Annotated in this window: 22 protein-coding genes; 12 read left to right on the forward strand and 10 right to left on the reverse strand. The window is 70.0% G+C overall.

Annotation, left to right across the window (positions count from 1 at the left end; genetic code table 11):
- Positions 1-143 precede the first annotated feature (143 nt).
- The 9 genes from hisB (at position 144) to KXR53_RS06905 (ending at position 8,309) form a co-directional block, all read left to right on the forward strand.
- Positions 144-812 (forward strand): imidazoleglycerol-phosphate dehydratase HisB, encoded by a 669-nt coding sequence (gene hisB, locus KXR53_RS06865; RefSeq protein WP_437374353.1) that lies wholly within the window; start codon positions 144-146, stop codon positions 810-812.
- A gap of 15 nt (positions 813-827) precedes the next feature.
- Positions 828-1,466: an imidazole glycerol phosphate synthase subunit HisH gene (hisH, locus tag KXR53_RS06870; RefSeq protein ID WP_437374354.1), complete on the forward strand. Its 639-nt coding sequence runs from the start codon at positions 828-830 to the stop codon at positions 1,464-1,466.
- Positions 1,463-2,035: an N-acetyltransferase family protein gene (locus KXR53_RS06875; RefSeq protein WP_437374355.1), complete on the forward strand. Its 573-nt coding sequence runs from the start codon at positions 1,463-1,465 to the stop codon at positions 2,033-2,035. Before hisH ends, KXR53_RS06875 begins: the two co-directional genes overlap by 4 nt.
- On the forward strand, positions 2,032-2,790 hold the full coding sequence (gene hisA / locus KXR53_RS06880) for a 1-(5-phosphoribosyl)-5-[(5-phosphoribosylamino)methylideneamino]imidazole-4-carboxamide isomerase (protein WP_437374356.1): 759 nt from the start codon (positions 2,032-2,034) through the stop codon (positions 2,788-2,790). Before KXR53_RS06875 ends, hisA begins: the two co-directional genes overlap by 4 nt.
- Before the next feature lie 4 nt (positions 2,791-2,794).
- Positions 2,795-3,559, forward strand: a complete 765-nt coding sequence (hisF, locus tag KXR53_RS06885; RefSeq protein ID WP_437374357.1) for an imidazole glycerol phosphate synthase subunit HisF — start codon at positions 2,795-2,797, stop codon at positions 3,557-3,559.
- Positions 3,556-3,897, forward strand: a complete 342-nt coding sequence (locus KXR53_RS06890; protein ID WP_437374358.1) for a phosphoribosyl-ATP diphosphatase — start codon at positions 3,556-3,558, stop codon at positions 3,895-3,897. The genes hisF and KXR53_RS06890 overlap by 4 nt, the downstream gene beginning before the upstream one ends.
- 155 nt (positions 3,898-4,052) lie before the next feature.
- Positions 4,053-4,424, forward strand: a complete 372-nt coding sequence (locus KXR53_RS06895; protein ID WP_437374359.1) for a histidine triad nucleotide-binding protein — start codon at positions 4,053-4,055, stop codon at positions 4,422-4,424.
- Positions 4,421-6,280 carry an adenylate/guanylate cyclase domain-containing protein gene (locus KXR53_RS06900; RefSeq protein ID WP_437374360.1) on the forward strand — a complete coding sequence of 620 codons (1,860 nt, stop codon included), beginning with the start codon at positions 4,421-4,423 and terminating at the stop codon, positions 6,278-6,280. Before KXR53_RS06895 ends, KXR53_RS06900 begins: the two co-directional genes overlap by 4 nt.
- Before the next feature lie 73 nt (positions 6,281-6,353).
- Positions 6,354-8,309, forward strand: coding sequence for an NAD(P)-binding protein (locus KXR53_RS06905; protein WP_437374361.1), 1,956 nt, complete (start codon positions 6,354-6,356; stop codon positions 8,307-8,309).
- On the opposite strand, the gene KXR53_RS06910 is transcribed toward KXR53_RS06905, so the two are convergent.
- Complete coding sequence (locus tag KXR53_RS06910; RefSeq protein WP_437374362.1) at positions 8,306-9,217, reverse strand: DMT family transporter; 912 nt, start codon at positions 9,215-9,217, stop codon at positions 8,306-8,308. The genes KXR53_RS06905 and KXR53_RS06910 overlap by 4 nt on opposite strands.
- A gap of 89 nt (positions 9,218-9,306) precedes the next feature.
- Here KXR53_RS06910 and KXR53_RS06915 point away from each other — a divergent pair, with 89 nt between their 5' ends.
- Entirely contained in the window at positions 9,307-10,197 is an 891-nt protein-coding gene (locus KXR53_RS06915; RefSeq protein ID WP_437374363.1) for a LysR substrate-binding domain-containing protein, read from the forward strand.
- Between the two features lie 48 nt (positions 10,198-10,245).
- On the opposite strand, the gene KXR53_RS06920 is transcribed toward KXR53_RS06915, so the two are convergent.
- From KXR53_RS06920 to KXR53_RS06935, 4 genes are all read right to left on the reverse strand, one after another.
- A complete protein-coding gene (locus KXR53_RS06920; protein WP_437374364.1) occupies positions 10,246-13,638 on the reverse strand; it encodes an AAA family ATPase in 3,393 nt (1,130 codons plus the stop codon).
- Between the two features lie 90 nt (positions 13,639-13,728).
- A complete protein-coding gene (locus tag KXR53_RS06925) occupies positions 13,729-14,988 on the reverse strand; it encodes a lytic murein transglycosylase (protein ID WP_437374365.1) in 1,260 nt (419 codons plus the stop codon).
- A 91-nt stretch (positions 14,989-15,079) separates the two neighbouring features.
- Positions 15,080-15,997 (reverse strand): MBL fold metallo-hydrolase, encoded by a 918-nt coding sequence (locus KXR53_RS06930; RefSeq protein ID WP_437374366.1) that lies wholly within the window; start codon positions 15,995-15,997, stop codon positions 15,080-15,082.
- 15 nt (positions 15,998-16,012) lie between these two features.
- A complete protein-coding gene (locus KXR53_RS06935; protein ID WP_437374367.1) occupies positions 16,013-16,681 on the reverse strand; it encodes a peroxiredoxin in 669 nt (222 codons plus the stop codon).
- Between the two features lie 462 nt (positions 16,682-17,143).
- Between KXR53_RS06935 and KXR53_RS06940 the strand changes: the two genes are divergently transcribed.
- Both KXR53_RS06940 and KXR53_RS06945 read left to right on the forward strand, forming a co-directional pair.
- Positions 17,144-17,623, forward strand: coding sequence for a (2Fe-2S)-binding protein (locus tag KXR53_RS06940; protein WP_437374368.1), 480 nt, complete (start codon positions 17,144-17,146; stop codon positions 17,621-17,623).
- Positions 17,623-19,836 (forward strand): molybdopterin cofactor-binding domain-containing protein, encoded by a 2,214-nt coding sequence (locus tag KXR53_RS06945; RefSeq protein WP_437374369.1) that lies wholly within the window; start codon positions 17,623-17,625, stop codon positions 19,834-19,836. The genes KXR53_RS06940 and KXR53_RS06945 overlap by 1 nt, the downstream gene beginning before the upstream one ends.
- A gap of 62 nt (positions 19,837-19,898) precedes the next feature.
- Here KXR53_RS06945 and pnp read toward each other — a convergent pair whose 3' ends face one another.
- From pnp to infB, 5 genes are all read right to left on the reverse strand, one after another.
- Positions 19,899-22,049 carry a polyribonucleotide nucleotidyltransferase gene (gene pnp, locus KXR53_RS06950; RefSeq protein ID WP_437374370.1) on the reverse strand — a complete coding sequence of 717 codons (2,151 nt, stop codon included), beginning with the start codon at positions 22,047-22,049 and terminating at the stop codon, positions 19,899-19,901.
- 240 nt (positions 22,050-22,289) lie between these two features.
- Positions 22,290-22,559 (reverse strand): 30S ribosomal protein S15, encoded by a 270-nt coding sequence (rpsO, locus tag KXR53_RS06955; RefSeq protein ID WP_026873291.1) that lies wholly within the window; start codon positions 22,557-22,559, stop codon positions 22,290-22,292.
- 14 nt (positions 22,560-22,573) lie between these two features.
- Positions 22,574-23,530, reverse strand: a complete 957-nt coding sequence (truB, locus tag KXR53_RS06960; RefSeq protein ID WP_437374371.1) for a tRNA pseudouridine(55) synthase TruB — start codon at positions 23,528-23,530, stop codon at positions 22,574-22,576.
- Complete coding sequence (gene rbfA, locus KXR53_RS06965; protein ID WP_437374372.1) at positions 23,520-23,936, reverse strand: 30S ribosome-binding factor RbfA; 417 nt, start codon at positions 23,934-23,936, stop codon at positions 23,520-23,522. The genes truB and rbfA overlap by 11 nt, the downstream gene beginning before the upstream one ends.
- A 121-nt stretch (positions 23,937-24,057) precedes the next feature.
- Positions 24,058-26,046: translation initiation factor IF-2 (gene infB / locus KXR53_RS06970; RefSeq protein ID WP_437374373.1), on the reverse strand; the 1,989-nt coding region annotated here is incomplete at its 5' end.

Here is a 26,046-nt window from a genome sequence, read left to right on the forward strand (position 1 = left end):
GAGGTTGCGACGAGCCGTCCGGCCCGCACCGCCTAGATTGGGCCATCCGGCGGGGGGATCAAGTCTTGCGGACCGTTCCCTGCCCTCCGGGCATGGCTCCTTCTCTGGCGATGCGCCGGGCTTCCTGATAAGACACCAGGGCCATGGACGGAACCCCTTCCAAACCCAGCCAGACGGGCCCGGCCGACGCTGTCGCTGCCCGCTCGGCCCCAACGCGCTCCGCCACCGTCGACCGCGCCACCCGCGAGACGCGGATCAGCGCCACGGTCGATCTCGACGGCACCGGCCGGTCCGACATCCAGACCGGCATCGGCTTTCTCGACCACATGCTCGACCAGCTCGCCCGGCACGGCCTGTTCGACCTGACGGTGCGGGCCGAGGGCGACCTCCATATCGACTTCCATCACACCACCGAGGATGTCGGCATCGTCCTCGGCCAGGCCTTCGCCAAGGCGCTGGGCGACCGCCGCGGCATCCAGCGCTACGGCGAGGCGCATGTGCCGATGGATGAGGCGCTGACCCGCGTCGCCATCGACATCTCGGCGCGGCCCTACCTGGTCTGGGACGTCCGCTTCACCCGCGACAAGCTGGGCGAAATGGACACCGAGCTGTTCCGCGAATGGTTCCACGCCTTCGCCCAGAACGCCGGGCTGACGCTGCATGTCGCTAATCTCTATGGCGAGAACAACCACCATATCGTCGAAAGCTGCTTCAAGGCGCTGGCGCGGGCGCTGCGCGCCGCGACATCCATCGACACCCGCCGCCCCGATGCCGTGCCTTCGACCAAGGGCACGCTCGGCGGCACCCTCTAACTCTGGGGAACAATCATGGCCATCGCCGTGATCGACTACGGCTCCGGCAATCTCCGCTCGGCGGCCAAGGCGCTGGAACGCGCCGCGGCGGAGCGCGGGGTATCGCAGGAGATCGTGGTCACCGCCGATGCCGAGGTGGTGCGCCGGGCCGACCGGCTGGTGCTGCCGGGCGTCGGCGCCTTCGGCGACTGCAGCCAGGCGCTGGGCGCGCTGCCGGGCATGCGCGAGGTGCTGGAGGAGCAGGTGCGCGAGGCCGGCGTGCCCTTCCTCGGCATCTGCGTCGGCATGCAGGTGATGGCCGGGGCCGGCCATGAGCATGGCGACTTTCTCGGTCTCGACTGGATCCATGGCGCGGTGGTGCCGCTGGCCCCTTCCGACCCGGATCTCGTGGTCCCGCATATGGGCTGGAACACCCTGGCGGTGGAGGAGGAGCACCCGGTGTTGCAAGGGCTGGCCGGCCAGGACGTCTATTTCGCCCATTCCTATGTGATGGTGCCGGCCGACCCGGCCGATGTGCTGGCCACGGTCGATTATGGCGGGCCGCAGACCGCCGCGGTCGGCAGCGACAACTGGGTCGGCGTGCAGTTCCATCCGGAGAAGAGCCAGGCGGTCGGCCTCCGGCTGCTCGGCAATTTCGTGACCTGGACGCCATGACCAGCGCGATTGCTTCGGCCCCCATGGTGTCGGTCGGCCGGCTCGAACGGTTCCGCAGCAACGACCTGCACGACCTGTGCGACGCCGCCGAGCTCGCCATCGTCGAGGGCGGCGGCTTCGGCTGGGTCAAGCCGCCGTCGCGCGAGACCATGGAACGCTACTGGGGCGGCGTGGTCGTCATGCCGGGCCGGCATCTCTTCGTCGGCCGGCTGGACGAGGTCATCGCCGGCGCCATCCAGCTGATGGAGCCGCCGCCGAACAACGAAGCGCAGTCCTTCGCCGCCAGCCTGACCGGCATGTTCGTCGCCCCCTGGGCCCGCGGCCACGGCCTGGCCCGGATGCTGATCGAGGCGGCGGAGGCTGAGGCGCGGACGCGCGGCTACGGCCTCCTCACCCTCGATGTCCGCGAGACCCAGGCCGCGGCGATCCATCTGTTCGAAAGCCTGGGATTCGTGCGCTGGGCGACGAATCCGTATTATGCCCGCGTGAACGGCCGCCTGATCGGCGGCTGCTACTTCCACAAACCGCTGATCCCGCTGACCGAGGCGGGGCAGGACCCGACGCCATGATCCTCTATCCGGCCATCGATCTGAAGGACGGACACTGCGTCCGGCTCGTCCGCGGCGAGATGAGCGAAGCCACGGTGTTCAACCTCGACCCCGCGGAGCAGGCCAGGGCCTTCGCCGAGCAGGGGTTCAGCTGGATCCACGTGGTCGACCTGAACGGCGCCATCGCCGGCCATCCGGTGAACGCGGCGGCGATCGACGGCATCCTCAAGGCCACCCCGCTGCCGGTGCAGCTCGGCGGCGGCATCCGCGACCTGGAGCGGATCGAGTTCTGGCTCGAGCGCGGCGTCGCCCGGGTGGTGCTGGGCACGGTCGCGGTGCGCGACCCGGAGCTGGTGCGCGAGGCCTGCCGCCGCTGGCCCGGCCGGATCGCCGTCGGCATCGATGCGCGCGAGGGCTATGTCGCCATCGAGGGCTGGGTCAAGACCTCGACCGTCAAGGCGCTCGACCTGGCGCTGCGCTTCGAGGATTCCGGCGTCGCCGCGATCATCTACACCGATATCAACCGTGACGGCGCCATGGGCGGGCTGAATATCGAGGCCACGGCCGACCTGGCCTTCACCCTCACCACGCCGGTGATCGCCTCGGGCGGCGCCTCCTCGCTCGACGACCTGCGCGCGATCAAGCGCGAGGAGCGGTCGGGCATCGCCGGGGTGATCTGCGGCCGTGCCCTCTATGACGGCCGGATCGACCCGAAGCAGGCGCTGGCCATCCTGTCCGGCCCCCATCCCGTTCAACTTGGGCCGGTGGAGGCCTAAGGCGATGCTGAAGGTCCGGGTCATCCCCTGCCTCGACGTCAAGGACGGCCGGGTGGTCAAGGGCGTGAACTTCGAGAACCTGGTCGATGCCGGGGACCCGGTGGAGCAGGCCCGCCACTACGACCGCGAGGGCGCCGACGAGCTGGTCTATCTCGACATCGCCGCCACCAACGAGAATCGCGGCGTGCTGCTCGACGTCGTCCGCCGGACGGCGGAGCAGGTGTTCATGCCGCTGACCGTGGGCGGCGGCGTGCGCAGCGTCGATGACGTGCGGGCGCTGCTGCTGGCCGGCGCCGACAAGGTGTCGATCAATTCCGCCGCCGTGGCGCGGCCGGAGCTGGTGACCGAGGCGGCGGTCAAGTTCGGCCGGCAATGTGTGGTGGTGGCGATCGACGCCAAGCAGGTGTCGCCGGGGAAATGGGAGATCTTCACCCATGGCGGCCGCAAGGGCATCGGCATCGACGCGGTGGAATGGGCCGACCGCATGGGCGCCGCGGGGGCCGGCGAGCTGCTGGTGACCTCGATGGACCGCGACGGCACCAAGGAGGGCTTCGACCTCGAGCTGCTCAAGGCGATCCGTCAGGTGGTCGGCATCCCGATCATCGCCTCCGGCGGGGTCGGCACGCTCCAGCACCTCGCCGACGGCGCGCTGGTCGGCGGTGCCACCGGGCTTCTCGCCGCCTCAATCTTCCATTTCGGCACCTATTCGATCGCCCAGGCCAAGCGGCACCTGGCCGAGGCCGGGCTGCCGGTGCGGATGACGGCATGAGCGGCGGCCAGCCGATCGATGCGCGTGTGCTGGACCGGCTCTCTACCGTGATCCGGTCGCGGCGGGGCGCCGACTCCGCCTCCAGCTACACCGCCAAGCTGTTCGCCCGCGGCCGGCCGAAGATCGCCCAGAAGCTGGGCGAGGAGGCGGTCGAGACGGTGATCGAGGCGATGCGCGGCGACCCCGATGCCATCGCCGCCGAAAGCGCCGATCTGCTCTATCATCTCCTGGTGCTGTGGGCCGATGCCGGGGTGGCGCCGGAGGCAGTGTGGGCGGTGCTCGAATCGCGGGAAGGCGTCAGCGGCATCGCCGAGAAGGCGGCGCGGCCGACGGAGTGACCGCCCCCGCCCGTGACGGGAGAGGCAGCCGTTCGCGCCCGCGACAACGCGTCGCCGCGAGTCCCCTGAGGGTCGCTGGCCGGCGGCCCAATTTCGCCGCGAATCGGCAGCATGTGTCATCATTCATCAGCGAAGACCGGTGGAGAGGACGACCGATGGCCTATGATCCGAACAATGTCTTCGCCCGCATCCTGAGGGGCGAGCTGCCGTGCAAGAAGGTCTATGAGGACGACCACGTCTTGGCCTTCCACGACATCGGACCGAAGGCGCCGGTGCATGTGCTGGTCATTCCCAAGGGCGCTTATGTCTCGATGGACGATTTCTCGGAACGCGCGAGCGACGCGGAAATTGTGGCGCTGACCCGGGCGGTCGGCCGGATCGCCGGCGATCTCGGCCTGGCCGAGCCCGGCTACCGCATCCTGTCGAACATCGGCGGCCATGGGCACCAGGAGGTGCCGCACCTGCACATCCACATCTTCGGCGGCCGGCCGCTCGGCCGCATGCTGGATCCCGCCATCGCCCCATGACCCTGCCGGTCTCCGCCGAGGCCGCGGCGCCGGCCCGTGGCAGCAACGGGCCGCGCCGGCGCACTGTCACCCTGGCCCGCACGCTGGCCGTCGCCATCGGCGGCCTGGTGGCGATCGCGGTCGCGGCGGTGCTGGCGATCTACTGGACCACGGCGGCGCGCACCACCTTCGACCTGCTGACCAACCAGGCGGAGATCGGCGTGGCCTCGGTCGAGGCGCAGCTGCGCCAGCATCTCGAGCCGGTGTCGAACGAGCTCGGCAATCTCGCCCTGCTGCTGCAGCAGGGGCGGCTCGACCCCGGCAACATGGACCAGTTCTCGACCATGCTGACCGGCGCGCTGGCGGCGTCGCCGCAGGTGCGCTCGATCGCCTATCTGACCGAGGACCTGCACATCCGCGGCGTCACCCACCAGCAGGACGGCAGCTACGAGACCTTCGATGAACAGAACGAGGCCGAGCAGAGCCGCGAGGCGCTGGCCGAGGCGGCCGGCAAGGTCGACGCCTATTGGGGCGAGATCCTGTACCTGAAGGACGGGCCGCACGCGACGGTGATGAACCTGCGCCAGCCGGTGCGCCGCAACGGCCAGCTCGTCGGCGTGCTGTTCGCGGTGGTCACGGTGCAGGACCTGTCGAAGTTCCTGGCGCGGGTCTCCAGCGATCCCTCGCAGGTGCCCTTCATCCTCTATGGCGAGACCCGGGTCCTGGCCCATCCGCGCATGGCCGCCGATCCGCCGCCGGCCTCGGTGGAGGAGCCGCTGCCGCGGCTCGACCAGATCGGCGATCCGGCGCTGGCGGCGCTGTGGACGGACGGCGCGCCGGTCACCGTGCGCAATCCGCGGGTGCGGATCCGCGAGGTCCAGATCGGCGACCAGGACGAGATCTTCCTGTACCGCACCATCTACGGCTTTGGCCCGACGCAGCTGATCCTCGGCATCCATGTGCCGGGCGACGCGATCGGGGCCGAGGTCTGGCGGGTGATCCGCGCCGGCCTGGCCGGCCTTGCGGTGATGGTGCTGGCGATCATCGTCGGCGTCTTCGTCGGCCGCATGATCGCCCGGCCGGTGCGCGCCTTCTCCGACCAGGCGCGGGCGGTGGGAACGCTGGAGTTCAGCCAGCTCAAGCCGCTGCCCGGCAGCGTGTTCCGCGAGCTGAACGAGGGCGCGCAGGCCTTCAACACCATGCTGGTGGGGCTGCGCTGGCTCGAGACCTATGTGCCGAAGAGCCTGGTCCGCCGCCTGATCGTCAAGGGCGACGGCGAGGACGTGGTCTCGATCGAGCGCATCCTGACGGTGATGTTCACCGACATCGCCAATTTCAGCGCGGCGGCGGAGCGGCTGCCGGCGGCCCGGATCGCCGCCTATCTGAACGAGCATTTCGCTATGCTGGCGCGCTGCGTCGAGGCCGAGTCCGGCACCATCGACAAGTTCATCGGCGATTGCTTGATGGCTTTCTGGGGCGCGCCGGAGAAGCTGAAGGACCATGCGCCGCGGGCGGCCCGTGCGGCGCTCTCCATCGCCGCGGTGATGCGGGCCGAGAACGATCGCCGCGCCGCCGCCGGCCGGCCGCGGCTGAAGCTGCGCATCGGGCTGCACAGCGGCCCGGTGGTGGTCGGCAACATCGGCGCGCCGGGGCGCACCAACTACACCATCGTCGGCGACACGGTGAACATCGGCAACCGGCTGGAGCAGCTGGGCAAGGTGCTGGCGCACGACGAGGAGACGACGATCCTGATCAGCGCCGAGACCGCGGCCCTGCTGGGCCCGGAGTTCGAGGTGGAGAGCTTAGGGCCGCGTCGTGTCCGCGGCCGCAACGGCGAGGTCGAGATCTTCCGGCTGATCGGGATGAGGCCGCTCTAGTTCGCCACGGTTCGTACCGCAATTCCGCCACCATGAGCCCCTCTGAATCGATCCCAGCCAGGGAGGGGGAATCATGTCGACCGATCGCGATCTGGGAATGGGCCGGGCCGTCAGCCGGCGGGACTTTCTCGACGGCGCCGCCCTGACGGTGGCGGCGGCCGCGCTGCACCGGCCGTTCATCCGCAGCGCCTTCGCGGCGACCCAGGGCTATCCGCCGAAGCTGACCGGCCTGCGGGGCCAACACGAAGGCTCCTACAGCGTCATGCACGCGGTCCGAGACGGCACCTTCTGGGACAAGGCCGGGGCGCCGGAGCCGACCGGCGAGCACTACGATCTGGTGGTGGTCGGCGGCGGCATCTCCGGCCTGGCCGCGGCGGTTCAGTACCGCAAGCAGGCGGGCGCCGATGTCCGCGTGCTGGTGCTGGAGAACCACGACGATTTCGGCGGCCACGCCAGGCGCAACGAGTTCACCAGCGCCAGCGGGCGCACCATCATCGGCTATGGCGGCTCGCAGTCGCTGCAGACGCCGAGCTATTTCAGCCCGGCGGTGAATGCCCTTCTAGCCGAGATCGGCATCGAGCCGAAGCGCTTCGAGGATTATTACGACCAGGGCTGGGCCGAGGCGCGCGGCCTGTCCCGTGCCGTGTTCTTTCCGAAGGAGGTGTTCGGCGCCGACGCGCTGGTGAAGGAGGCCGAGGCCGCGGCCGACTGGGTGCCGCAGACACCGCTGACCGACAAGGCCAAGCAGGACCTGATCGCGCTGATCGATTCGCCGGCCGACTACCTGCCCGGCCTGTCGCGGGCGGAGAAGCTGGAGCGGCTGTCGAAGACCACCTACGCCCAGTTCCTGACCGAGCTGGTGAAGGCCGACCCGCAGCTGGTCACCTATTTCCAGCGCTCGACCGAAGGCTATTTCGGCGTCGGCATCGACGGCACCACCTGCCTCGACGCCTGGGCCAACGGCAACCCCGGCTTTGACGGCATGGATCTCGGCGACGGCGCCTACCCGACCATGAGCCCGAGCGGCCGGCTGGCCCGCACCGACCCGGACGACTACATCTACCACTTCCCGGACGGCAATGCCGGCATCGCCCGGGCGCTGGTGCGGGCGCTGGTCCCGGCGGCGGTGCCGGGGAGCGGCATGGAGGACCTGGTCCTCGCGCCGGTTGATTATGCGAAGCTCGATCTCGACGGCCAGCCGGCACGGATCCGGCTCAGCTCGACCGTGGTGCGGGTGAAGCATCAGGGCGACCCGGCCACCGCCAGGTCGGTCGAGGTGTCCTACGTCCAGAGCGGCAAGCTGCGGACGGTCGAGGCCGGCCATGTGGTGCTGGCCTGCTGGCACCGGGTGATCCCGTTCCTGACCGAAGAGCTGCCGGCGGCGCAGGTCGAAGCGCTGCGCGACCAGCAGAAGGTGCCGCTGATCTACACCAACGTCCTGATCCGGAACTGGACCGCCTTCGCCAAGCTCGGCATCGACGGCTTCGACGCGCCGGGCCATTTCTGGTCGGGGGCGGAGATCGACTTCCCGGTCAGCATGGGCGGCTACCGCTTCGCCGACACGCCGGAAGACCCGGTGCTGCTGCATCTGAGCAAGGTGCCGCTGCAGCCGGGCCTGTCCTCGCGCGAGCAATCCCTGGCCGGGCGCATCCAGCTGACCCAGCTGACCTTCGAGGAGATGGAACGGCAGATCCGCGACCTGCTCGGCCGCGCCCTGTCCGGCGGCAGCTTCGATCCGGCGCGCGACATCGAGGCGATCACCGTGAACCGCTGGTCGCATGGCTATGCCTACGAATACATGCGGCCCTGGGACCCGTTCTGGCCGGACGGGCCGCTGCCGATCGAGACGGCTCGCCGGCCCTGGGGCCGGGTGGCGATCGCCAACTCCGATTCCGGCGCCTATGCCTATGTCCATTCGGCGATCGACCAGGCGACCCGGGCGGTGCGCGAGCTGCTGGGCACCCCGGCCGGGGCGCCGGCCTTCGCCGACTTCCCCGGCCCGCCGCGCGACCAGCTCGGGCTGCTCTAGGAGGGCAGGCGGCGCGCCGCCGGCGGCTCGGCCGGGGCCGCCGCGCGGCCGCGGGTGTTGACCAGGACCACGCCGGTGATGGCGATCGCGCCGCCGACCAGCGTCCGGAATCCCGGCAGCTCGCCCAGCATCGGCGCGGCGATGGCGGTCGCGACCGGCGGCACGAGGTAGAGGAAGTTGGTCGCCCGCGACGCACCGAAATGGCCCAGGGCATAGGTCCAGGTGGCGTAGCCGATCGCGGCCGGCAACACGCCGAGGCCCACCACCGCGGCGACCGTGGCCGCGCCGGCGTGCGGCAGCTCGCCCGCGGCCTCGGGCAGCCAGGGCGACAGCCACAGGGCGCCGGCCAGCAGCGTCCAGGCGGTACAGGTCAGGGCGCCGTGCCGCGCCACCATCGGCCGCTGCAGCACGACATAGCAGGCCATGCACAGCGCCGACCCCAGCACCAGGCTGGCGCCGGCGCCGAAGGCCAGGCCGCCCGGCTGGGCCGAAGCGATCAGCGCGATGCCGGCGAAGCTGACCAACGTGCCGACCCAGCCGCGCGTGCCGAAGCGCTCGCCCAGCACCAGCCGGGCCAGCAGCGCGGTCAGGATCGGTGCGGTGTTGACGATGAAGCTGGCGGCGCCGGCCGCCACGGTGCGCTGCCCGGTGTTCAGGAGGATGTTGTAGGCGGCGATACCGATCAGGCCGCACAGGGCGAAGCGCAGCAGGTCGGGCCAGGCGGGAAGCGGCGGTCGGCGCCAGGCCAACCAGGCCAACACCAGCAGCGCCGCCACGGCGAAGCGGGCGGCGGCCAGTGGCACCGGCGCCAGCTCGCGCAGCGCCAGGCGGATCGCCGGGAAAGCCGAGGCCCAGGACAGGATGGTGACGGCCACGGCGGCATAGGCCAGGGAAGCGCGGCTGGACACGACAGGCACCTGCGGTTCGACGAGGGGCTTCCGTTCTGGCACCGGCCGTGCTGTTGACATAGCGCACCGATCGAGCGCGAGCTGTGCGCATGGATCACAGCTCGTTGCCCGAGCGCCCGCCGCTCGATGCCCTCGACACCGTCTGCGTCGTCGCCCGCTACGACTCCTTCAGCGCGGCGGCGGAGGCGCTGGGCCTGACCCATGGTGCGGTCAGCCGGCGCGTCGCCGCCGTCGAGGCCTGGCTCGGCACGCCCCTGTTCGAACGCCATGGCCGCGGCGTGCGCCCCACACCGGACGGGCAGCGCTTCGTCTCGCGGGTCGAGGCGGCGTTCCGGCTGATCGACGAGGCGGCGGTGCGCTGGCGCCGCCGCCGCGGGCCGGAGGTGGTGCGGATCAGCGTGGTGCCGGGCTTCGCCAAGCTCTGGCTGTTCGAGCGGCTGGCGGCGCTGGAGCAGGGCGACCCGGCGCTGCGGATCGAGATCGCGGTGGAAGGCCGCAATGCCGACGTCGAAGGCGGCGAGGTCGACCTGGCGGTGCGCTACGGCGCCGGCACCTGGCCCGGCGTCCAGGCTGTCCGCCTGCTGCCGGAGCGGCTGTATCCGGTGGCGCACCCGGATCTGGCGCGGCGGCTCGGATCGTCACCAGACGGGCTGCTGCAGGCGCCGCTGCTGCACGATTCCGACCTGACCGGCTGGCGCGCCTGGTTCGCCGCCTGCGGCATCGCGCTAAAGCCGCGGCCGCAGGATCGGCGTTTCGAGGACTACACGCTGGTCTTGGCGGCGGCGGAGGCCGGGCTGGGCATCGCCCTCGCTCGCGCCCCCTTCTCCGACCACGCGATCCGGGCGGCCGGCCTGGCGCGGCTGGGCGAGCGGGAGGTGCCGAGCCCGCTGGCGTACCACCTGATCACACGGACCGGCGGGGCCCGGCCGGCGGTCGCCGCGCTGGTCGCGCGAATGGCGGCGCTGGCCGCCCGGACCTGACCGGCTGGCCCGTGCGGCCCGCCACCGACCGCCGCGGGCGCTCTTTCCCTACTCTGCCGGCTGCTTTCTGGCGACGGCGCCCATCAGATCGAAATCGCCACCGAGAACGGCATCCAGTCGCCCGCTGCGCCAGCCGCCGGCGACATCGCGCACCAGGGGGGACGTTCCGTCGCGGTAGCGGCGGACGATGGTGGCCGTACCCGGCAACGCGGCGAGCCGTTGTCTGGCAGCGTCGTATTCCGCGCCTTCGGGCATGTCCCGATCCGGGCCGGCAGCCACCGAAACGCGGGCCACGATGCGCTGGTTGCTGTCCGGGGCAGGGTCCTCGAGCACGTGCAGGCCGTTCTCGCCATCAAGGGTACGGAAGGCCCCGAAACCGGTGATGTGCACAATGGGCCGGCCTTTGCCGCCGGGCGCGGCATATTCCAGCAGCTGCATGTGGCGCCTGTCGGCCCAGGCTCGATACATGTCCGTCAGCCTGCGGCACCACTCATCCGCATGACCGGTGCCGCCACCGGCTTCGAGGGCGGGCTCGACGCGCAGAAGGGCGTCGATGGGCACGCCGGCGGCGAGGTCGTCGAGACCCGCACGCAGGTTGTAGAGCTGCAGCGCCAGCCGCGAGGCCAGTTCCCGCGATGCCCGCTGCGGCGTCCCAGCGGTGTGCGCGTAGCGCCGGTCCAGTCGTTCGCCGGTGCGGGCCGCCTCCCGGATGCGGTCCATGAGCTCCAGGCGCGAGAAGATGGCGTGGCGATCATCCCGCGACCAGAAGTCGGGATCGGCGAGCTCGGCCCGCAGCGTGTCGCCCAGCGCGGCCCATTGGGGGCCGTCCATTTCTTGACGAATGGCCAGCCAGCTGGCGCCGAGGAAGGCGCGCTCGGCTTGGGAGCCGCTCGGCCGCAGCATGATCCCCGGCAGGGACAGCGTGTCGTCGAGCTCGGCTTCCGGCAATGCCTCGCCCGCCGGCGGGGCATCGGGATCGACGAACTCCACCTGGATGGCTTTGCCGTCGGAGCGCACGAACAGGAACTGGTCTCCTTCGGGGAACCGGTGCTCCACCAGGGTGGCGGCCAGGGGGGCCAGGACGAGCTGGTCGATGGCGCGTTTGAGCGGCCGGGCTCCCATCTCCGGCGTGAAGCCGCGGTCGAGCAGGAATTCGATGGCGCCCGCTTCCCACTCCACCGCCCAGTTGCGTTCGCGCAGCCCCCGGCGTTCCTGCACCAAGGCGAGTTCCTTGTGCAGGATGTTGCGCATCAGTTCGCGCGAGAGCGGGCGGAAGACGATGATCTTGTCGAGCCGATTGACGAATTCGGGGCGGAAGGTCTGGCTGACGGTGGTCAGGACCTGGTCTTCGCCATAGGCCTGCGGGTTCGACAGGAAGCCGAAGCTCTGCCGGCGATGGGCCGTGGCGCCGAGATTGGACGTCAGGATGATGAAGCTGTGGCGGAAATCGGCTTCGCGGCCATTTGCATCGCTCAGGCGGCCGTCGTCGAAGATCTGCAGGAAAAGGTCCCAGCAATTGGGATGAGCCTTCTCGAATTCGTCGAGCAGGATGACGCAGAAGGGCTGCTTGCGGACGCGCGCGATCAGCGAGTCGGACTCGCTTTCGCCGGCCTTGCCGAGAATCTTGGCGGTGGATTCCGCTGTCTGGAACTCGCTCATGTCCAGGCGCGCCATCCGGTCGGACGCGCCGAACAGGAAGGTGGCGAGCGTCTTGGCCAGCTCCGTCTTGCCCGTGCCGGTGGGGCCGGCCAGAAGGAAGACGCCGATGGGGCGGCTCGGATCGGTCAGGCCGGCCTTGAGCATGGCGATGCGGTCGACCACCGCCTGCACCGCTTCGTCCTGGCCGATGACGCGGCTGCTGAAATAGTCGCGGATGGTGGCCAGTTCCACGCGCTGGCTGGTGTCGAGAATCACCGAAGGCAGGCCGGAGATCTGCGACAGGGTGGCAATGACGCTGGCCGCCGTCAGCGTCTCCTCGCCGGCATGGAGCGAGCGGGCGGTGGCACGCTTGAGAAGTTCGAGGACGGCGCCCGGCAGCTGGCCGTTGCCGAGGTAGTGCTGGGCAAGCTCCATGGTTGTGGCGACGGCCTGCTCCGATACGGTCACGCCGACAGCGTCGGCAATGCGCCGGCCGAGTTCGGCCGCCAGCTCCAGCGTCTGGTTTTCATTCATCGGTTCGAGCGCGACCGTTTCGATCACCGAGCGCAGCGAGGGGTAGGCCTGGAACAGCCGCGTCGCGCCCGTCTGCCCGGTTTCGCCCACCACGATCAGGTCGCCGGCGACCACCGCCGGCATGATCTGGTCGAGAATGCTGGCCGCCTGCCCTTTGTGGGTGCCGCTGCCGGCCAGTTGGCCGAGATCGCGCACATACCAGACGATCCTGCGACGGGCATGCAGGGCCTCGACGAGTTGGCGGATCCGTCCTTCGAGCTGGCCGATATACATCTGGCCGGCCATCAGCTCGTGGCCGCTCGCCATGAACACTTGCCAGCCGGCGTCGTGCAGCCGCATGCCGAGCAGGCGCAGGAACGAACTCTTGCCGATGCGTGCGGCACCGCTGACCAGGACCGAGCGCGGATGCGGCGCGCATATGGCGGTTTCGGCGGCGGAAAGCTGCTCCTGCCAGACGGCAGGCGGGATCAGCAGCCGGTCGTCCTCGTCCGCGCTCCACAACGTGCCGATGCCGGAGAGGAAGCTGCGGTCGATCCGCGTCTCCTGCCAGATCCTGAGCGCTTCGAGCAGGCGTGCGGCGAAAGGGTGCCGGACCTTGTGCAGAAGGGCCTGGGCGGGCGCGAGGTCGAGTTCGGCATATCGGCCGAGGAGAGTGCCGAAACTCGGGGTGTCGCCGAGTTCGGCACTGCGGTTGAAATAGGCCTCCACGAAGCGCGGAATGACCGCATTGCGCTCCCACCATTCCGGAGCGGCCAGAACCACCTGTCCGATGAGAGGGCGCGGATCCAGCGTGGTCAGGAACCGCAATGCGTCGGGCAGGACGTAGGGACGTGTATGCGGCAGGTGCCGAAGCACCTCGTCGCCCAGCGATTGCCGGTCCGGGTGGTCCTGCAGGACGATGAAGGCGGCGCAGGCGAGCGGCCAGTTGGCACCCAATGCGTGGTGACGCAGCAGGTCGAAACCGGCATCCGGGCGCCGCATCGATTCGAGAGCCGCCTGGAACTCCGGGATATCGAGCAGTTCTCCCGGACCGCCGATCTCCTCCGCCTTGGGGGCCAGCGTCTGGTTGAGCTGCTGGAGCAGGGCGGCGACGGTCCTGGCCGGCTCGGGCACGGCGGCCGCATCGGCCGGGCCCGTCGCCTCGGCTTCGGGCACCGGCTCAGGGGAGGACGGCACGGGGGATGCTGTCCGCTTCCACCGGGCCACGGCAAGGCTGGAGAGGATGCCGCCCGCGGCACCGGCCAGGATGCTGTACAGCAGATCGGACATGCGCGAGTCGTCGTGAGGGAACCGGCGGGATCACTCCGACCGGAAACCGCGCATTTGGCAAGAGGGCGTTCAGGCGAGCCGCGGCCGGCTTTACCCCGCCCGCACTGCCTGCAGCAGGGTCGTCGTGGCGAAGCCGTCCGGGATCAGGCCGCGGGAGACCTGCCAAGCGCGAATCGCACCGCGTGTCGCCGGCCCGATCAGCCCGTCCGGCGCGCCGCCGGTGGCGAAGCCCTTGGCGGTCAGCAGCGACTGCAGCTCCAGCACCTCGCTGCGCGACAGCGGCTGCTCGTCCCTGGGCCAGGAGGCCACGACCGGGCCGCCGCCGGCCAGCCGGTCGGCCAGCAGGCCGACCGCCAGGGCGTAGCTGGTCGAGTTGTTGTACTTCATGATCACGCCGAAGTTCGGCCCGACCAGGAAGGCCGGGCCCCGCGCGCCGGCCGGGGTGATCACCGAGGCGTCGCCCAGCGCCGGCAGGCTGCCGCCCGACACCGGCCTCACCCCCAGCGCCGCCCATTGCGACACCGGCCGCTTGGTGGAGAGCTCGGCCACCGAATAGTCGAAACCGGGCGGCAGCCGCACCTCGACACCCCAGCTCTGGCCGCGCTGCCAGCCCGACTGCACCAGGTAGTTGGCGGTCGAGGCCATGACGTCGGGAATGCTGCCCCAGATGTCGCGGCGGCCGTCGCCGTCGGCATCGACGGCAGCGGCCAGGAACACCGAGGGCAGGAACTGGGTGTTGCCCATGGCGCCGGCCCAGGAGCCGAGCATGCGGTCGCGGCTGATGTCGCCCTGCTGCAGGATCTGCAGCGCCGCGAACAGCTCGGCCTTGGCCCAGTCTCGGCGGCGGCCCTCATAGCCCAGGGTGGCCAGGGCGTCGATCACCTCCGTGCTGCCGAAGTTCTGGCCGTAATTGCTCTCGATGCCCCAGATCGCGGCGATGATCTGCTTCGGTACACCGTAGCGCTGCTCGACGGCGTTGGCGGTCGATCCCCACTGCGCCAGCATCGCCTGGCCGGTGCGGATGCGGTCGGCCGAGACGGAGCGGTCGAGATAGTCCCAGACGGCGCGGGTGAACTCCGCCTGCGACTGGTCGGACTCGATCACGTTCGGCAGGAACTGCACGGTGTCGAAGGCGGTGGCCAGCGTCGCCGGGCTGATGCCACGCGCCGCGGCCTCGGCGCGGAAGGCCGTCACCCATTGCTGGAAGCCCTGCGCCTCGGACTGTGCCGGGGGGATAGCCGATGCGCCCGGCATCGGCGTCGGCACCACCGGCTGGCCCTGGCCCGTGCTCTGGCATCCGGCCAGCAGCACCGCCGCGGCCAGGACCGTCATCCGCGTGGTCATCGGCATTCACCCCTCCGCAACTGCGAATCAGTGGGTGAAGGTCGCGGCAAAGCGGCCGGAGATCAAGGCCGGAGGGTGCGGAAGACGGTTTCGCCGCTCACCCCTGCGGGGCGCCGGGAAAGGCGTCGAGCGGGATCTTCAGGTAGCGCCGGCCGTTGCTCTCAGGCTCGGGCAGGCGGCCGCCGCGGATGTTCACCTGCAGCGCCGCCAGCATCAGCCCGGGCAGCGGCAGCGTCCGGTCGCGGTCCTGGCGCAGCGCCACGAACTCGGCCTCCGACACGGCGGCGACATGGATGTTGCGCTCCTTCTGGTCGGCGACGGTGCTCTGCCAGCGCGGCTCGCGCCCGTCCGGCTGATAGTCGTGGCCGGTGAACAGGCGGGTCTCGTCCGGCAGGGCCAGGATGCGCTGGATCGAGGCCCAGAGCTGCCGGGCGTCGCCGCCTGGGAAGTCGGCCCGCGCCGTGCCGCCATCGGGCATGAACAGGGTGTCGTGGATGAAGGCGGCGTCGCCGACGAGATAGGTGATCGAGGCCAGCGTGTGGCCCGGGCAGAACAGCACCTGGGCCTCCAGCGACCCGATGCGGAACTGGTCGCCGTCGCGGAACAGCCGGTCCCAGCCCGAGCCATCGGTCGGCTGTTCCGGCAGGTGGTAGATCTCGCGCCACAGCGCCTGGACGCCGGTGACCTTCTCGCCGATCGCGGTCGGCGCGCCGGTCTTCTCCTTCAAATAGGCGGCCGCCGAGAAGTGGTCGGCATGCGGATGGGTGTCGAGGATCCAGGCGACCCGCAGCCCGGATCGCGCGACATGGTCGAGGATCAGATCCGCGTTGCGGGTGAAGACGGTGCCGGATTTCGCGTCGAAGTCCAGCACCGGGTCGATGATCGCGCAGTCGCCGGTCGCGCGATCGGCCACCACATACTGCACGCTGCAGGTCCGCGGGTCGAAGATGGCATGGACGGCGGGGGAGGTCTCCCGCGCCGGCATGACCGCGAGCGTTTGCTCGGCATCGTTCATGGTCGCGCCGCCCGGTCAGCCCTTGGGCTGGGCAACCACCCGCAGATAGGGTTTCAGCGTCTTCCAGCCCTCCGGGAACTTCTGCTTCGCCTCCTCGTCCGAGACCGCGGTGACGATGATCACGTCCTCGCCGTTCCTCCAATCCGCCGGCGTCGCCACCTTGTGCTTGGCGGTCAGCTGCAGCGAATCGATCACCCGCAGCACCTCGTCGAAGTTGCGGCCGGTGGTCATCGGATAGGAGATCACCAGCTTGACCTTCTTGTCCGGGCCGATGACGTAGACGTTGCGCACCGTCTGGTTGGCCACCGGGGTGCGGCCTTCCGAGGTGGTGCCGGCATCGGCCGGCAGCATGCCGTACAGCTTCGACACCACCAGCTCGGAATCGCCGATCACCGGGAAGTTCGGGGCGGCGCCCTGGGTCTCCTCGATGTCGCGGGCCCAGCGCTCGTGATCGCCGACCGGGTCGACGCTGAGGCCGATCACCTTGACGTCGCGCTTGTCGAATTCCGACTTGAGCTTGGCCACGGCGCCGAGCTCGGTGGTGCACACCGGGGTGAAGTCCTTGGGATGCGAGAACAGCACGCCCCAGGACGAGCCGAGCCAGTCGTGGAAGCGGATCCGCCCCTCGGTGGTCTCGACTTCGAAATCGGGCGCGTCCTCTCCAATCGCGAGCGGTCCGGCCATTCTTTTACCTCCATCCTTATCGCCGATCAGGGCCGCAGCGCTCCTGCAACTGCGGCGACGGAAATGTCAGTCTGGGAAGGTGCCGTTACGGAAGATTTCAAACCAAATTTGATACAACTGCAACAGTAACAGATATCGTCCGATCGTCGATATTTAATATCGTCGCAGTATTATGGACAAAATGAACAGAGCGAAATGCTCAATAGCCGGCTAAACAACAGCCGGGTGGCAGGGTCAAGAGACAAGAACATGACCGGCTCGCAAATTGCCATGCCGGTCTCGTTAATTCCGTCTCCGGATGAGACTGGATGCCGCAGCGACGCGCTGAAAGGGGACGCGGGTCGGCTTCCTTGGCAAAGTTCTGCGACAAACGGATCGTATCCTTCTCCTTCCCGGATTCCCGGACCCGGCGCGCAGGCGGCGGTCCGCCAGGCGCGCCCGGTCGCAGAGACGGAGCTGTCCATGGCTGTCGACCTCAACATCAATGGCCGGACCGAGCGCATCGACGCCCCGCCGGAGATGCCCCTCCTATGGGCGCTGCGCGACGAGCTCGGGCTCGTCGGCACCAAATTCGGCTGCGGCGCCGGGCTGTGCGGCGCCTGCACCGTGCATCTCGACGGCATCCCGGTGCGCGCCTGCCAGACCGCGATCGGCGATGTCGGCGGGTCGAAGATCGTCACCATCGAGGGCATCGGCGCCACCGAGATCGGCGCCCGGCTGCAGCAGGCCTGGCTGGTCTTCGATGTGATGCAGTGCGGCTATTGCCAGGCCGGGCAGATCATGTCCGCCGCGGCGCTTCTGGCCACCACCTCGGCGCCCAGCGACGGCGACATCGACGCCGCCATGGCCGGCAATCTCTGCCGCTGCGGCACCTATAACCGCATCCGCGCCGCCATCCTGCGGGCGGCCGAACGGAAGGCGGCGGAAGGGAGGGCCGGCTGATGGGACACATCCTCGCCGAAACCGGCCTCGGCCGGCGCGCCTTCCTCAAGGCCTCGCTGCTGGTCGGCGGCGGTCTCCTGATCGACGCGACCCTGCCCCTCCCGGCGACGGCGGCCGCGGGGGAGGGCGGCGGCACGCTCGGCGCCTTCATCGCCATCGCGCCGGACGGGCGGGTGACGATCACCGGCAAGAACCCGGAGATCGGGCAGGGCATCAAGACCTCGCTGCCGATGATCATCGCCGACGAGCTGGACGTCGACTGGGATCAGGTCACCGTGACCCAGGCCATGGTGGACGAGGCCGCCTACGGTCCGCAGACGGCCGGCGGCAGCCGGGCCACGCCGAGCAACTGGATGCCGATGCGCCAGGTCGGCGCCGCGGCCCGGGCGCTGCTGGTCCAGGCGGCGGCGCGGCACTGGGGCGTGCCCGCAGACAGCGTCACCACCCGGTCCGGGCGGCTGCTGCACGCCGCCAGCGGGCGCAGCCTGGGCTATGGCGAGATCGCGGCCGAGGCCTCGGCGCTGCCCATGCCCGACCCGGCCAAGGTGCGGCTGAAGGACCCGGCCGAGTTCCGCATCATCGGCCGGCCGATCGGCGGCTGCGACAGCCCGAAGGTGGTGCGGGGTGAGCCGATCTTCGGCATCGATGTGCGGCTGCCGGGCATGCTGTACGCGGTGTTCGAGCGCTGCCCGGTGTTCGGCGGCACGCTGAAATCGGCCGATCTCGACGCCGCCCGCGGCCAGCCGGGCGTGCGCCAGGTGTTTGCGGTCAAGGGCAATGGCCGGCCGGAAAGCTTGGTCGACGGCGTGGCGGTCCTGGCGACGAACTGGTGGCTCGCCGATCAGGCGCGGCAGGCGCTGAAGCTCGAATGGGATGAAGGTCCCGGCACGGCGCAGAGCAGCGACGGCTACGACGCGCAGGCCAAGGCGCTGTTCGAGGGTGAGCCGCAGGCCGAGCTGTTCCGCGCCGGCGATGTCGAGGGCGCCCTGGCCGGGGCGGCCAGGCGGATCACGGCGGACTACGCCTATCCCTTCCTGTCGCACGCGCCGCTGGAGCCGCAGAACTGCACCGCCCTCTACCGTGAGGACGGGACGCTGGAGCTGTGGGCGCCGACCCAGACGCCGCAGCGCGGGCGCGGCCTGGTGGCCGAGGCGCTGGGGCTGAAGCCCGAGGCGATCACCATGCACATGCCACGCATCGGCGGTGGCTTCGGCCGGCGGCTGATGAACGACTATGTGGTTCAGGCGGCGGCGATCGCGCGGCAGGTGCCGGGCACGCCGGTCAAGCTGGTGTGGACCCGAACCGAGGACATCCAGCACGACTTCTACCGCCCGGCCGGCTGGCATCGCTTCACCGCCGGCTTCGACGCCAGCAACAAGCCAGTCGTCTTCACCGGCCATTTCGTCACCCTGACCCGGGGCGGCAAGCCGGTCCCGAGCGGCGATTTCGACTTCCAGGAACTGCCGGCGCTGATGGCGCCGAACCTGCTGTTCGCCCAGTCCGGCATCGACAGCGTGGTGCCGACCGGGGCGATGCGGGCGCCGCGGTCGAACGGGCTGGCCTGGGCCTACCAGTCCTTCCTGGACGAGGTGGCGGCCGAGGCCGGCACCGACCTGCCGACGCTGCTGCTCGGGCTGCTCGGCGAGCCCCGGGCGCTGCCAGCGCGCGAGGGGGCGCGGGCGCAGTTCCACACCGGCCGGGCCCGCGGCGTGATCGAAAAGGTGCTGTCGATGTCGAACTGGCCGGTCAAGCCGGCCGCCGGCAGCGGCAAGGGCTTCGCCTTCTACTTCTGCCATCTCGGCTATTTCGCCGAGGTGGTGGAGGCGGCGGTGGCGTCCGACGGCACGGTCGCGGTGCCGCGGGTCTGGGTGGCGGGTGACATCGGCAGCCAGATCGTCAACCCCTCCGGCGCCGAGAACCAGGTGCGCGGATCGGTGATCGACGGCCTCGGCCAGGCGTTGGGCGGCCTCGCCATCACCCTGGCCGGCGGGCGGGTCGAGCAGGAGAACTTCGACACCTATCCGCTGCCGCGGATTCCGGGCACGCCCGACATCGCGGTCGAATTCGTCGCCACCGACTTCCCGCCGACCGGCCTGGGCGAACCGGCCCTGCCGCCGGTGATCCCGGCGCTGTGCAACGCGATCTTCGCCCCGACCGGCAAGCGGCTGCGCCGGCTGCCGATCGATACCGCCGGGTTCAAGCGGGCGGCTTAAGCGCGCAAACAAAAGAGGCGGCCCGAAGGCCGCCCCTTGTCTTCTCCACCGAAGCGGACGCCTCAGCCCGCCGTCTCCGGCTGCGGCTTGGCCTCTTCGCGCGGCAGCTCCTGGCCGGTCTGCTGGTCGATGAACTTCATCGACAGCTTGATCTTGCCGCGGTCGTCGAAGCCCAGGACCTTGACCTTGACGTCGTCGCCGACCTTGACCACGTCCGCCACCTTGGCGACGCGGCCGGGCCGCATCTCCGAGATGTGGACCAGGCCGTCGCGGCTGCCGAGGAAGTTGACGAAGGCGCCGAAATCGACCGTCTTCACCACCTTGCCGTTATAGATCTTGCCGACCTCGGGCTCGGCGACGATGCCCTTGATCCACTCGATCGCCGCGGTGGCCGCGGCCTCGTCGACCGCCGCCACCTTGATGGTGCCGTCATCCTCGATGTCGACCTTGGCGCCGGTGGTCTCGGTGATCTCGCGGATCACCTTGCCGCCGGTGCCGATCACCTCCCGGATCTTGTCCTTCGGGATCGAGAAGGTGGTGATGCGCGGGGCGTTGCGGTTGACCTCGCCGCGGGCGGCCGACAGCGCCTTGGCCATCTCGCCCAGGATGTGGACGCGGCCCTCGCGCGCCTGCTCCAGCGCGATCTTCATGATCTCCTCGGTGATCGAGGTGATCTTGATGTCCATCTGCAGGCTGGTGACGCCGTTCGTGGTGCCGGCGACCTTGAAGTCCATGTCGCCGAGATGGTCCTCGTCGCCCAGGATGTCGGTCAGGACGGCGAAGCGGTCGCCCTCCTTGATCAGGCCCATGGCGATGCCGGCGACCGGGCTGGACAGCGGCACGCCGGCATCCATCAGCGCCAGCGACGAGCCGCAGACCGTGGCCATCGAGGAGGAGCCGTTCGACTCGGTGATCTCCGACACCACGCGGATGGTGTAGGGGAACTGCTCCTTCGTCGGCAGGATCGGGTGGATCGCCCGCCACGCCAGCTTGCCGTGGCCGATCTCGCGCCGGCCCGGGCTGCCCATGCGCCCCGCTTCACCGACCGAATAGGGCGGGAAGTTGTAGTGCAGCATGAAGTTCTCGCGGTACTCGCCCTCGAGCGCGTCGATGATCTGCTCGTCCTGGCCGGTGCCGAGGGTGGTGACCACCAGCGCCTGGGTCTCGCCGCGGGTGAACAGGGCCGAACCGTGGGCCCGCTTCAGCACGCCGACCTCGGCGACGATCGGGCGGACCGTCCTGGTGTCGCGGCCGTCGATGCGCAGGCCGGTGTCCAGGATGTTGCCGCGGACGATGTCGCTCTCGAAATCCTTGAATACCTTGGCGCCGACCGCGAGCTCGGCGTCATTGCCCTCCAGCAGGGCCAGGGCCTTCTGCCGCACCGCATCAACCGCGGCGTAGCGGTCCTGCTTGCGGACGATCTTGTAGGCCTCACGCAGCTCGCCGGCGACATGCTCCTGGAACTTGGCGCGGACGGCGGCGATCTCGGCCGGCTCCTCGGCGAGGTCCCAGGGCTCCTTGGCGCACATCTCGGCCAGCTCGATGATCGCCTGGATCACCTGGCGGCTGGCGGCGTGGCCGAAGGCGACGGCGCCCAGCATGACCTCCTCGGTCAGCTCCTGCGCCTCGGACTCGACCATCAGCACGCCTTCGTCGGTGCCGGCGACGACCAGGTCGAGCTTGCTCTCCTTGGTCTGCGCCAAGGTCGGGTTCAGCACGTACTGGCCGTCGATGTGACCGACGCGGGCGGCGCCGATCGGGCCCAGGAACGGGATCCCGGAGATCGTCAGCGCGGCGGAAGCGCCGATCATCGACGGGATGTCGGGATCGTTCTCCAGGTCGTGGCTCAGCACCGTGGCGATGACCTGGGTCTCGTTGCGGTAGCTGGGGTGGAACAGCGGGCGGATCGGGCGGTCGATCAGGCGGCTGACCAGCGTCTCGTTCTCCGACGGGCGGCCTTCGCGCTTGAAGAAGCCGCCCGGGATCTTGCCGGCGGCGAACGCCTTCTCCTGGTAGTTCACGGTCAGCGGGAAGAAGTCGAAATTCGACTTCGCCTTGGAGCCGACCGCGGTGCACAGCACCACCGTCTCACCATAGGTGACGAGGACGGCGCCGTCGGCCTGGCGGGCGATCTTGCCCGTCTCCAGGACCAGCTTGCGGCCGCCCCAGTTGATCTCTTTGCGATAGATGTTGAACATCGCTTTTCCTTCCATCGGACACCCCGTGCCGCGGGGGCATCAGGGTCGGGCCGCTCCACGCCGGGCCCGGGGGCGAAATGCGACAAGCGCCGCCGGCGGGGTGCCGGCGGCGCCGATGTCACGAAACGAAGCCGCTGTCTGGCGCGGGCCCGCCGCAGCCGCTGACCGCGGCGGGGCGTCCGATCGGTCGGATCCCGCTGGTCCACGGGCCCGGGGCTGGGCCCGGGCGAAGAGGCTGGACGGGCATGGGCCGGATCAGCGGCGCAGGCCGAGGCGCTTGACGATATCCTCGTAGCGCGCGGCGTTCTTGCGCTTGAGATAGTCGAGGAGGCGGCGGCGGCGGCCGACCATGATCAGAAGACCGCGACGGCTGTGGAAGTCCTTCGCATGCGTCTTCAGGTGTTCGGTCAGGTTGGCGATGCGCTCGGACAGGATCGCGATCTGCACCTCCGGCGAACCGGTGTCCCCGGCCTTGGGGGCATAGGTGCCAATGACTTCCTGCTTGCGCTCCGGCGTAATCGACATCGTGGTCTCCTGGATCAGAGGTTGAGGATGCGCACCGGCCGGATCTCGCCGCCGTCGACACGGGCCAGGGCCACGGGGGCATCCCCGCAGGTGGCCAGAACGATGGCGTCCGGGTTGTCCGGATCGAGATCGAGGGCGGCAATCCGCTCCCGATCCGAGCGTCGTAGCAGCGCGACCGACTGGCCGTTCCGCATCCGATGCGCTTCGGCTTCCGTCAAGGCCACCGCCGGGATGTCGTCCAGCGGGGTCTCGACCGGAAGCAGAATGCCGTCGAGGGCCGATTGCTCGGCCCCCGGCTGCTTGGCTAGCGCGTCGATATGCTCCAAGGGAACCGCGTCGTCAAGGCCGAAGGGGCCGACCGCGGTGCGGCGCAATGCGACGATGTGCCCCACCGTGCCGAGGGCGAGGGCGATATCGCGGGCCAGGCCGCGCATATAGGCGCCCTTGCCGGACTGCACGTCGAACACGGCGTGGTCGCGGTCCGAGATCTCGACCAGGCGCAGGTCGTCGATCCGGATCAGCCGCGGCGCCAGCGTCACCGCCTCGCCGGCGCGCGCCAGGTCGTAGGCGCGCTCGCCCTCCACCTTGATCGCGGAAAAAGCCGGCGGCACCTGCTCGATCTCGCCGATGAAGCGCGGCACCACCGCGGCGATGGCGGCGGGGTCGGGCCGCGCCTCGCTGGTCGCGGTGACACGGCCCTCGGCGTCGTCGGTGTCGCGCGCCTCGCCCCAGCGCACGGTGAAGCGGTAGGTCTTCTCGCCGTCCATGGCGTAGGGCACCGTCTTGGTCGCCTCGCCCAACGCCACCGGCAGGATGCCGCTGGCCAGCGGGTCCAGCGTACCGGCATGGCCGGCCTTCTCGGCGTCGAACAGCCGGCGGACACGGCCGACCACCTGGGTCGAGGTGACGCCGACAGGCTTGTCGACCACCACCCAGCCATGCACCGGGCGGCCGCGCTTCCTACGCGCCATCGTCGTCGTCCGTATCCTTGTCGTCCGACAGATCGCGCGCGACCACGTCCTGGTGCATCAGGGTGTTGATCTTCTGCGCGTAGTCGAAGCTGGTATCGGCCTGGAAGCTGAGCTGCGGCGTGTAGCGCAGCCGTACGGCGCGGGCGACCTGGCCGCGCAGGAAGGGGGCGGCCCGGCGCAGCGCCGGCAGCACCTTCTCCATCCCGGCGCCGGTCAGCGTGGTGACGAAGACGGTGGCGTGCTTCATGTCCGGGCTCGGCCGGACCTCGGAGACGGTGATCGACACGCCGGCAAGGTCGGGGTCGTGCAGCTCACCGCGCATCAGGATCGCGGCCAGGGCGTGGCGCAGCTCCTCGCCGACGCGCAGCTGGCGTTGGCTCGGGCCGTTGGCTGGGGTGTGTCGCATGATCTGTACTCGAAACGGCGCCGGTCCGGCGGGCGGGGATGCCGCCCGGCCGGACCGGGGAGAACTCATCCGCTGCCGGGCCGGGGGCCGGCCGGCAGTGCTGGGGCAGGAGGGGCGGGCGTTAGAGCGCGCGCGCCTCCTCGACCAGCTCGAAGCACTCGATGACGTCGCCGGCGCGGATGTCGTCATAGTTCTCGAAGGCCATGCCGCATTCGTACCCCTCGCGCACCTCGCGGACCTCGTCCTTGAAGCGCTTCAGGGTCTTCAGCGTGCCCTCGTGGATCACGACGTTGTCGCGCAGCAGGCGGACACCGGCGCCGCGCTTGACGATGCCGTTGGTGACCATGCAGCCGGCGACCTTGCCGACCTTGGTGATGTTGAACACCTCGCGGATCTCGGCGTTGCCGATGTAGTTCTCGCGCATCTTCGGCGCCAGGAGGCCGGTCAGGGCCGCCTTCACGTCGTCGATCACGTTGTAGATGATCGAGTAGTAGCGGATCTCCACACCGTCGCGCTTGGCCATCTCCCGCGCCTGCGGGTTGGCGCGGACGTTGAAGCCGATCAGCATGGCGCCGGTCGAGGCAGCGAGGGTGACGTCGCTCTCGGTGATGGCGCCAACCGCGGAGTGCAGCACCCGGACCTTCACCTCGACATTGTCGCCCGAAGCCTTCTCCAGCGACCCGGCGATGGCTTCGACCGAGCCCTGCACGTCGCCCTTGATGATGACCGGCAGCTCCTTGGCCTCGCCCTCGCGGATCTTCTCGAACATCTGCTCCAGCGAGCCGCGCGCGGTGGCGACATGCGCCGCCTCGCGCCGCTTGCGATTGCGGAACTCGGTGATCTCGCGGGCGCGCGCCTCACTGTCGATGACGATGAAGTCGTCGCCGGCGAGCGGCGTGCCGTTGAGGCCGAGCACCTCGACCGGCTGGGCCGGACCCGCCGATTTGAGATTCTGGCCGCGGTCGTCGAGCAGGGCACGCACGCGGCCCCACTCGCCGCCGGTGACGAAGATATCGCCGACCTTCAGCGTGCCTCGCTGGACCAGCACGGTCGCAACCGAGCCGCGGCCGCGCTCCAGCTTGGCCTCGATCACCGTGCCCTCCGCCGGGCGGTCGGGATTGGACTTGAGGTCCAGCACCTCGGCCTGCAACAAGATGGTCTCGACCAGCTTGTCCAGGCCCTCGCCGGTCTTGGCCGAGACCGGGACGTCCAGCGTCTCGCCGCCCATCTCCTCGACCACGATCTCGTGCTGCAGCAGCTCGGTGCGCACGCGGTCGGGCTTGGCGTCCGGCAGGTCGATCTTGTTGATGGCGACGATGATCGGCACCTCGGCCGCGCGGGCATGGCGGATCGCCTCGATCGTCTGAGGCATGACCCCGTCATTGGCGGCCACCACCAGCACGACGATGTCGGTGGTGTTGGCGCCGCGGGCCCGCATCTCGGTGAAGGCGGCGTGGCCCGGCGTATCGATGAAGGTCACCCGGTCGCCCGACTCCACCTGCACCTGATAGGCGCCGATGTGTTGAGTGATGCCGCCGGCCTCGCCGGACACGACATTGGTGTGCCGCAGCGCGTCGAGCAGCGAGGTCTTGCCGTGGTCGACGTGGCCCATGATGGTCACGACCGGCGGCCGCGGCTTCAGATCCTCCGGCATGTCTTCCTCGCCGCGCAGGCCGATCTCGACGTCGGATTCGGCGACGCGCTTCACCTTGTGACCGAATTCGGCGACCACCAGCTCGGCGGTGTCGGCATCGATCGACTGGGTGATCGTCGCCATCACGCCCAGGCGCATCAAGGTCTTGACCACGTCGCCGCCGCGCTCGGCCATGCGGTTGGCCAGCTCCTGCACCGTGATGACCTCGGGGATCACCACCTCGCGCGAGATCTTCTCTTGGTTCTGGCTCAGCATCGCCAGCCGCTCGCGCTCGCGGGCCCGGCGCATCGCCGCCAGGCTGCGACCGCGGGTCTCGCCATCGTCGCTCAGCGCCTGCACCACGGTCATCTTGCCGGAGCGGCGCTTCGGCTCGGACCTGCCGGGGCCGGGGGCGCGCTTGGCCGGGCCTGGGGCCGCGCCGCGGCCGGGCACGGCGCCACGGCCCGGGCCGCGGCC

Origin of the sequence: Inquilinus limosus, assembly GCF_051487185.1 — a bacterium.
GTDB lineage: Bacteria > Pseudomonadota > Alphaproteobacteria > DSM-16000 > Inquilinaceae > Inquilinus > Inquilinus limosus_F.

Bases quoted from the DNA above. Each gene is read 5' to 3' on its own strand.
- hisB (WP_437374353.1), top strand. From the start codon at position 144: ATGGACGGAACCCCTTCCAAACCCAGCCAGACGGGCCCGGCCGACGCT.
- hisH (WP_437374354.1), top strand. From the start codon at position 828: ATGGCCATCGCCGTGATCGACTACGGCTCCGGCAATCTCCGCTCGGCG.
- KXR53_RS06875 (WP_437374355.1), top strand. From the start codon at position 1,463: ATGACCAGCGCGATTGCTTCGGCCCCCATGGTGTCGGTCGGCCGGCTC.
- hisA (WP_437374356.1), top strand. From the start codon at position 2,032: ATGATCCTCTATCCGGCCATCGATCTGAAGGACGGACACTGCGTCCGG.
- hisF (WP_437374357.1), top strand. From the start codon at position 2,795: ATGCTGAAGGTCCGGGTCATCCCCTGCCTCGACGTCAAGGACGGCCGG.
- KXR53_RS06890 (WP_437374358.1), top strand. From the start codon at position 3,556: ATGAGCGGCGGCCAGCCGATCGATGCGCGTGTGCTGGACCGGCTCTCT.
- KXR53_RS06895 (WP_437374359.1), top strand. From the start codon at position 4,053: ATGGCCTATGATCCGAACAATGTCTTCGCCCGCATCCTGAGGGGCGAG.
- KXR53_RS06900 (WP_437374360.1), top strand. From the start codon at position 4,421: ATGACCCTGCCGGTCTCCGCCGAGGCCGCGGCGCCGGCCCGTGGCAGC.
- KXR53_RS06905 (WP_437374361.1), top strand. From the start codon at position 6,354: ATGTCGACCGATCGCGATCTGGGAATGGGCCGGGCCGTCAGCCGGCGG.
- KXR53_RS06915 (WP_437374363.1), top strand. From the start codon at position 9,307: ATGGATCACAGCTCGTTGCCCGAGCGCCCGCCGCTCGATGCCCTCGAC.
- KXR53_RS06920 (WP_437374364.1), bottom strand. From the start codon at position 13,638: ATGTCCGATCTGCTGTACAGCATCCTGGCCGGTGCCGCGGGCGGCATC.
- KXR53_RS06925 (WP_437374365.1), bottom strand. From the start codon at position 14,988: ATGCCGATGACCACGCGGATGACGGTCCTGGCCGCGGCGGTGCTGCTG.
- KXR53_RS06930 (WP_437374366.1), bottom strand. From the start codon at position 15,997: ATGAACGATGCCGAGCAAACGCTCGCGGTCATGCCGGCGCGGGAGACC.
- KXR53_RS06935 (WP_437374367.1), bottom strand. From the start codon at position 16,681: ATGGCCGGACCGCTCGCGATTGGAGAGGACGCGCCCGATTTCGAAGTC.
- KXR53_RS06940 (WP_437374368.1), top strand. From the start codon at position 17,144: ATGGCTGTCGACCTCAACATCAATGGCCGGACCGAGCGCATCGACGCC.
- KXR53_RS06945 (WP_437374369.1), top strand. From the start codon at position 17,623: ATGGGACACATCCTCGCCGAAACCGGCCTCGGCCGGCGCGCCTTCCTC.
- pnp (WP_437374370.1), bottom strand. From the start codon at position 22,049: ATGGAAGGAAAAGCGATGTTCAACATCTATCGCAAAGAGATCAACTGG.
- rpsO (WP_026873291.1), bottom strand. From the start codon at position 22,559: ATGTCGATTACGCCGGAGCGCAAGCAGGAAGTCATTGGCACCTATGCC.
- truB (WP_437374371.1), bottom strand. From the start codon at position 23,530: ATGGCGCGTAGGAAGCGCGGCCGCCCGGTGCATGGCTGGGTGGTGGTC.
- rbfA (WP_437374372.1), bottom strand. From the start codon at position 23,936: ATGCGACACACCCCAGCCAACGGCCCGAGCCAACGCCAGCTGCGCGTC.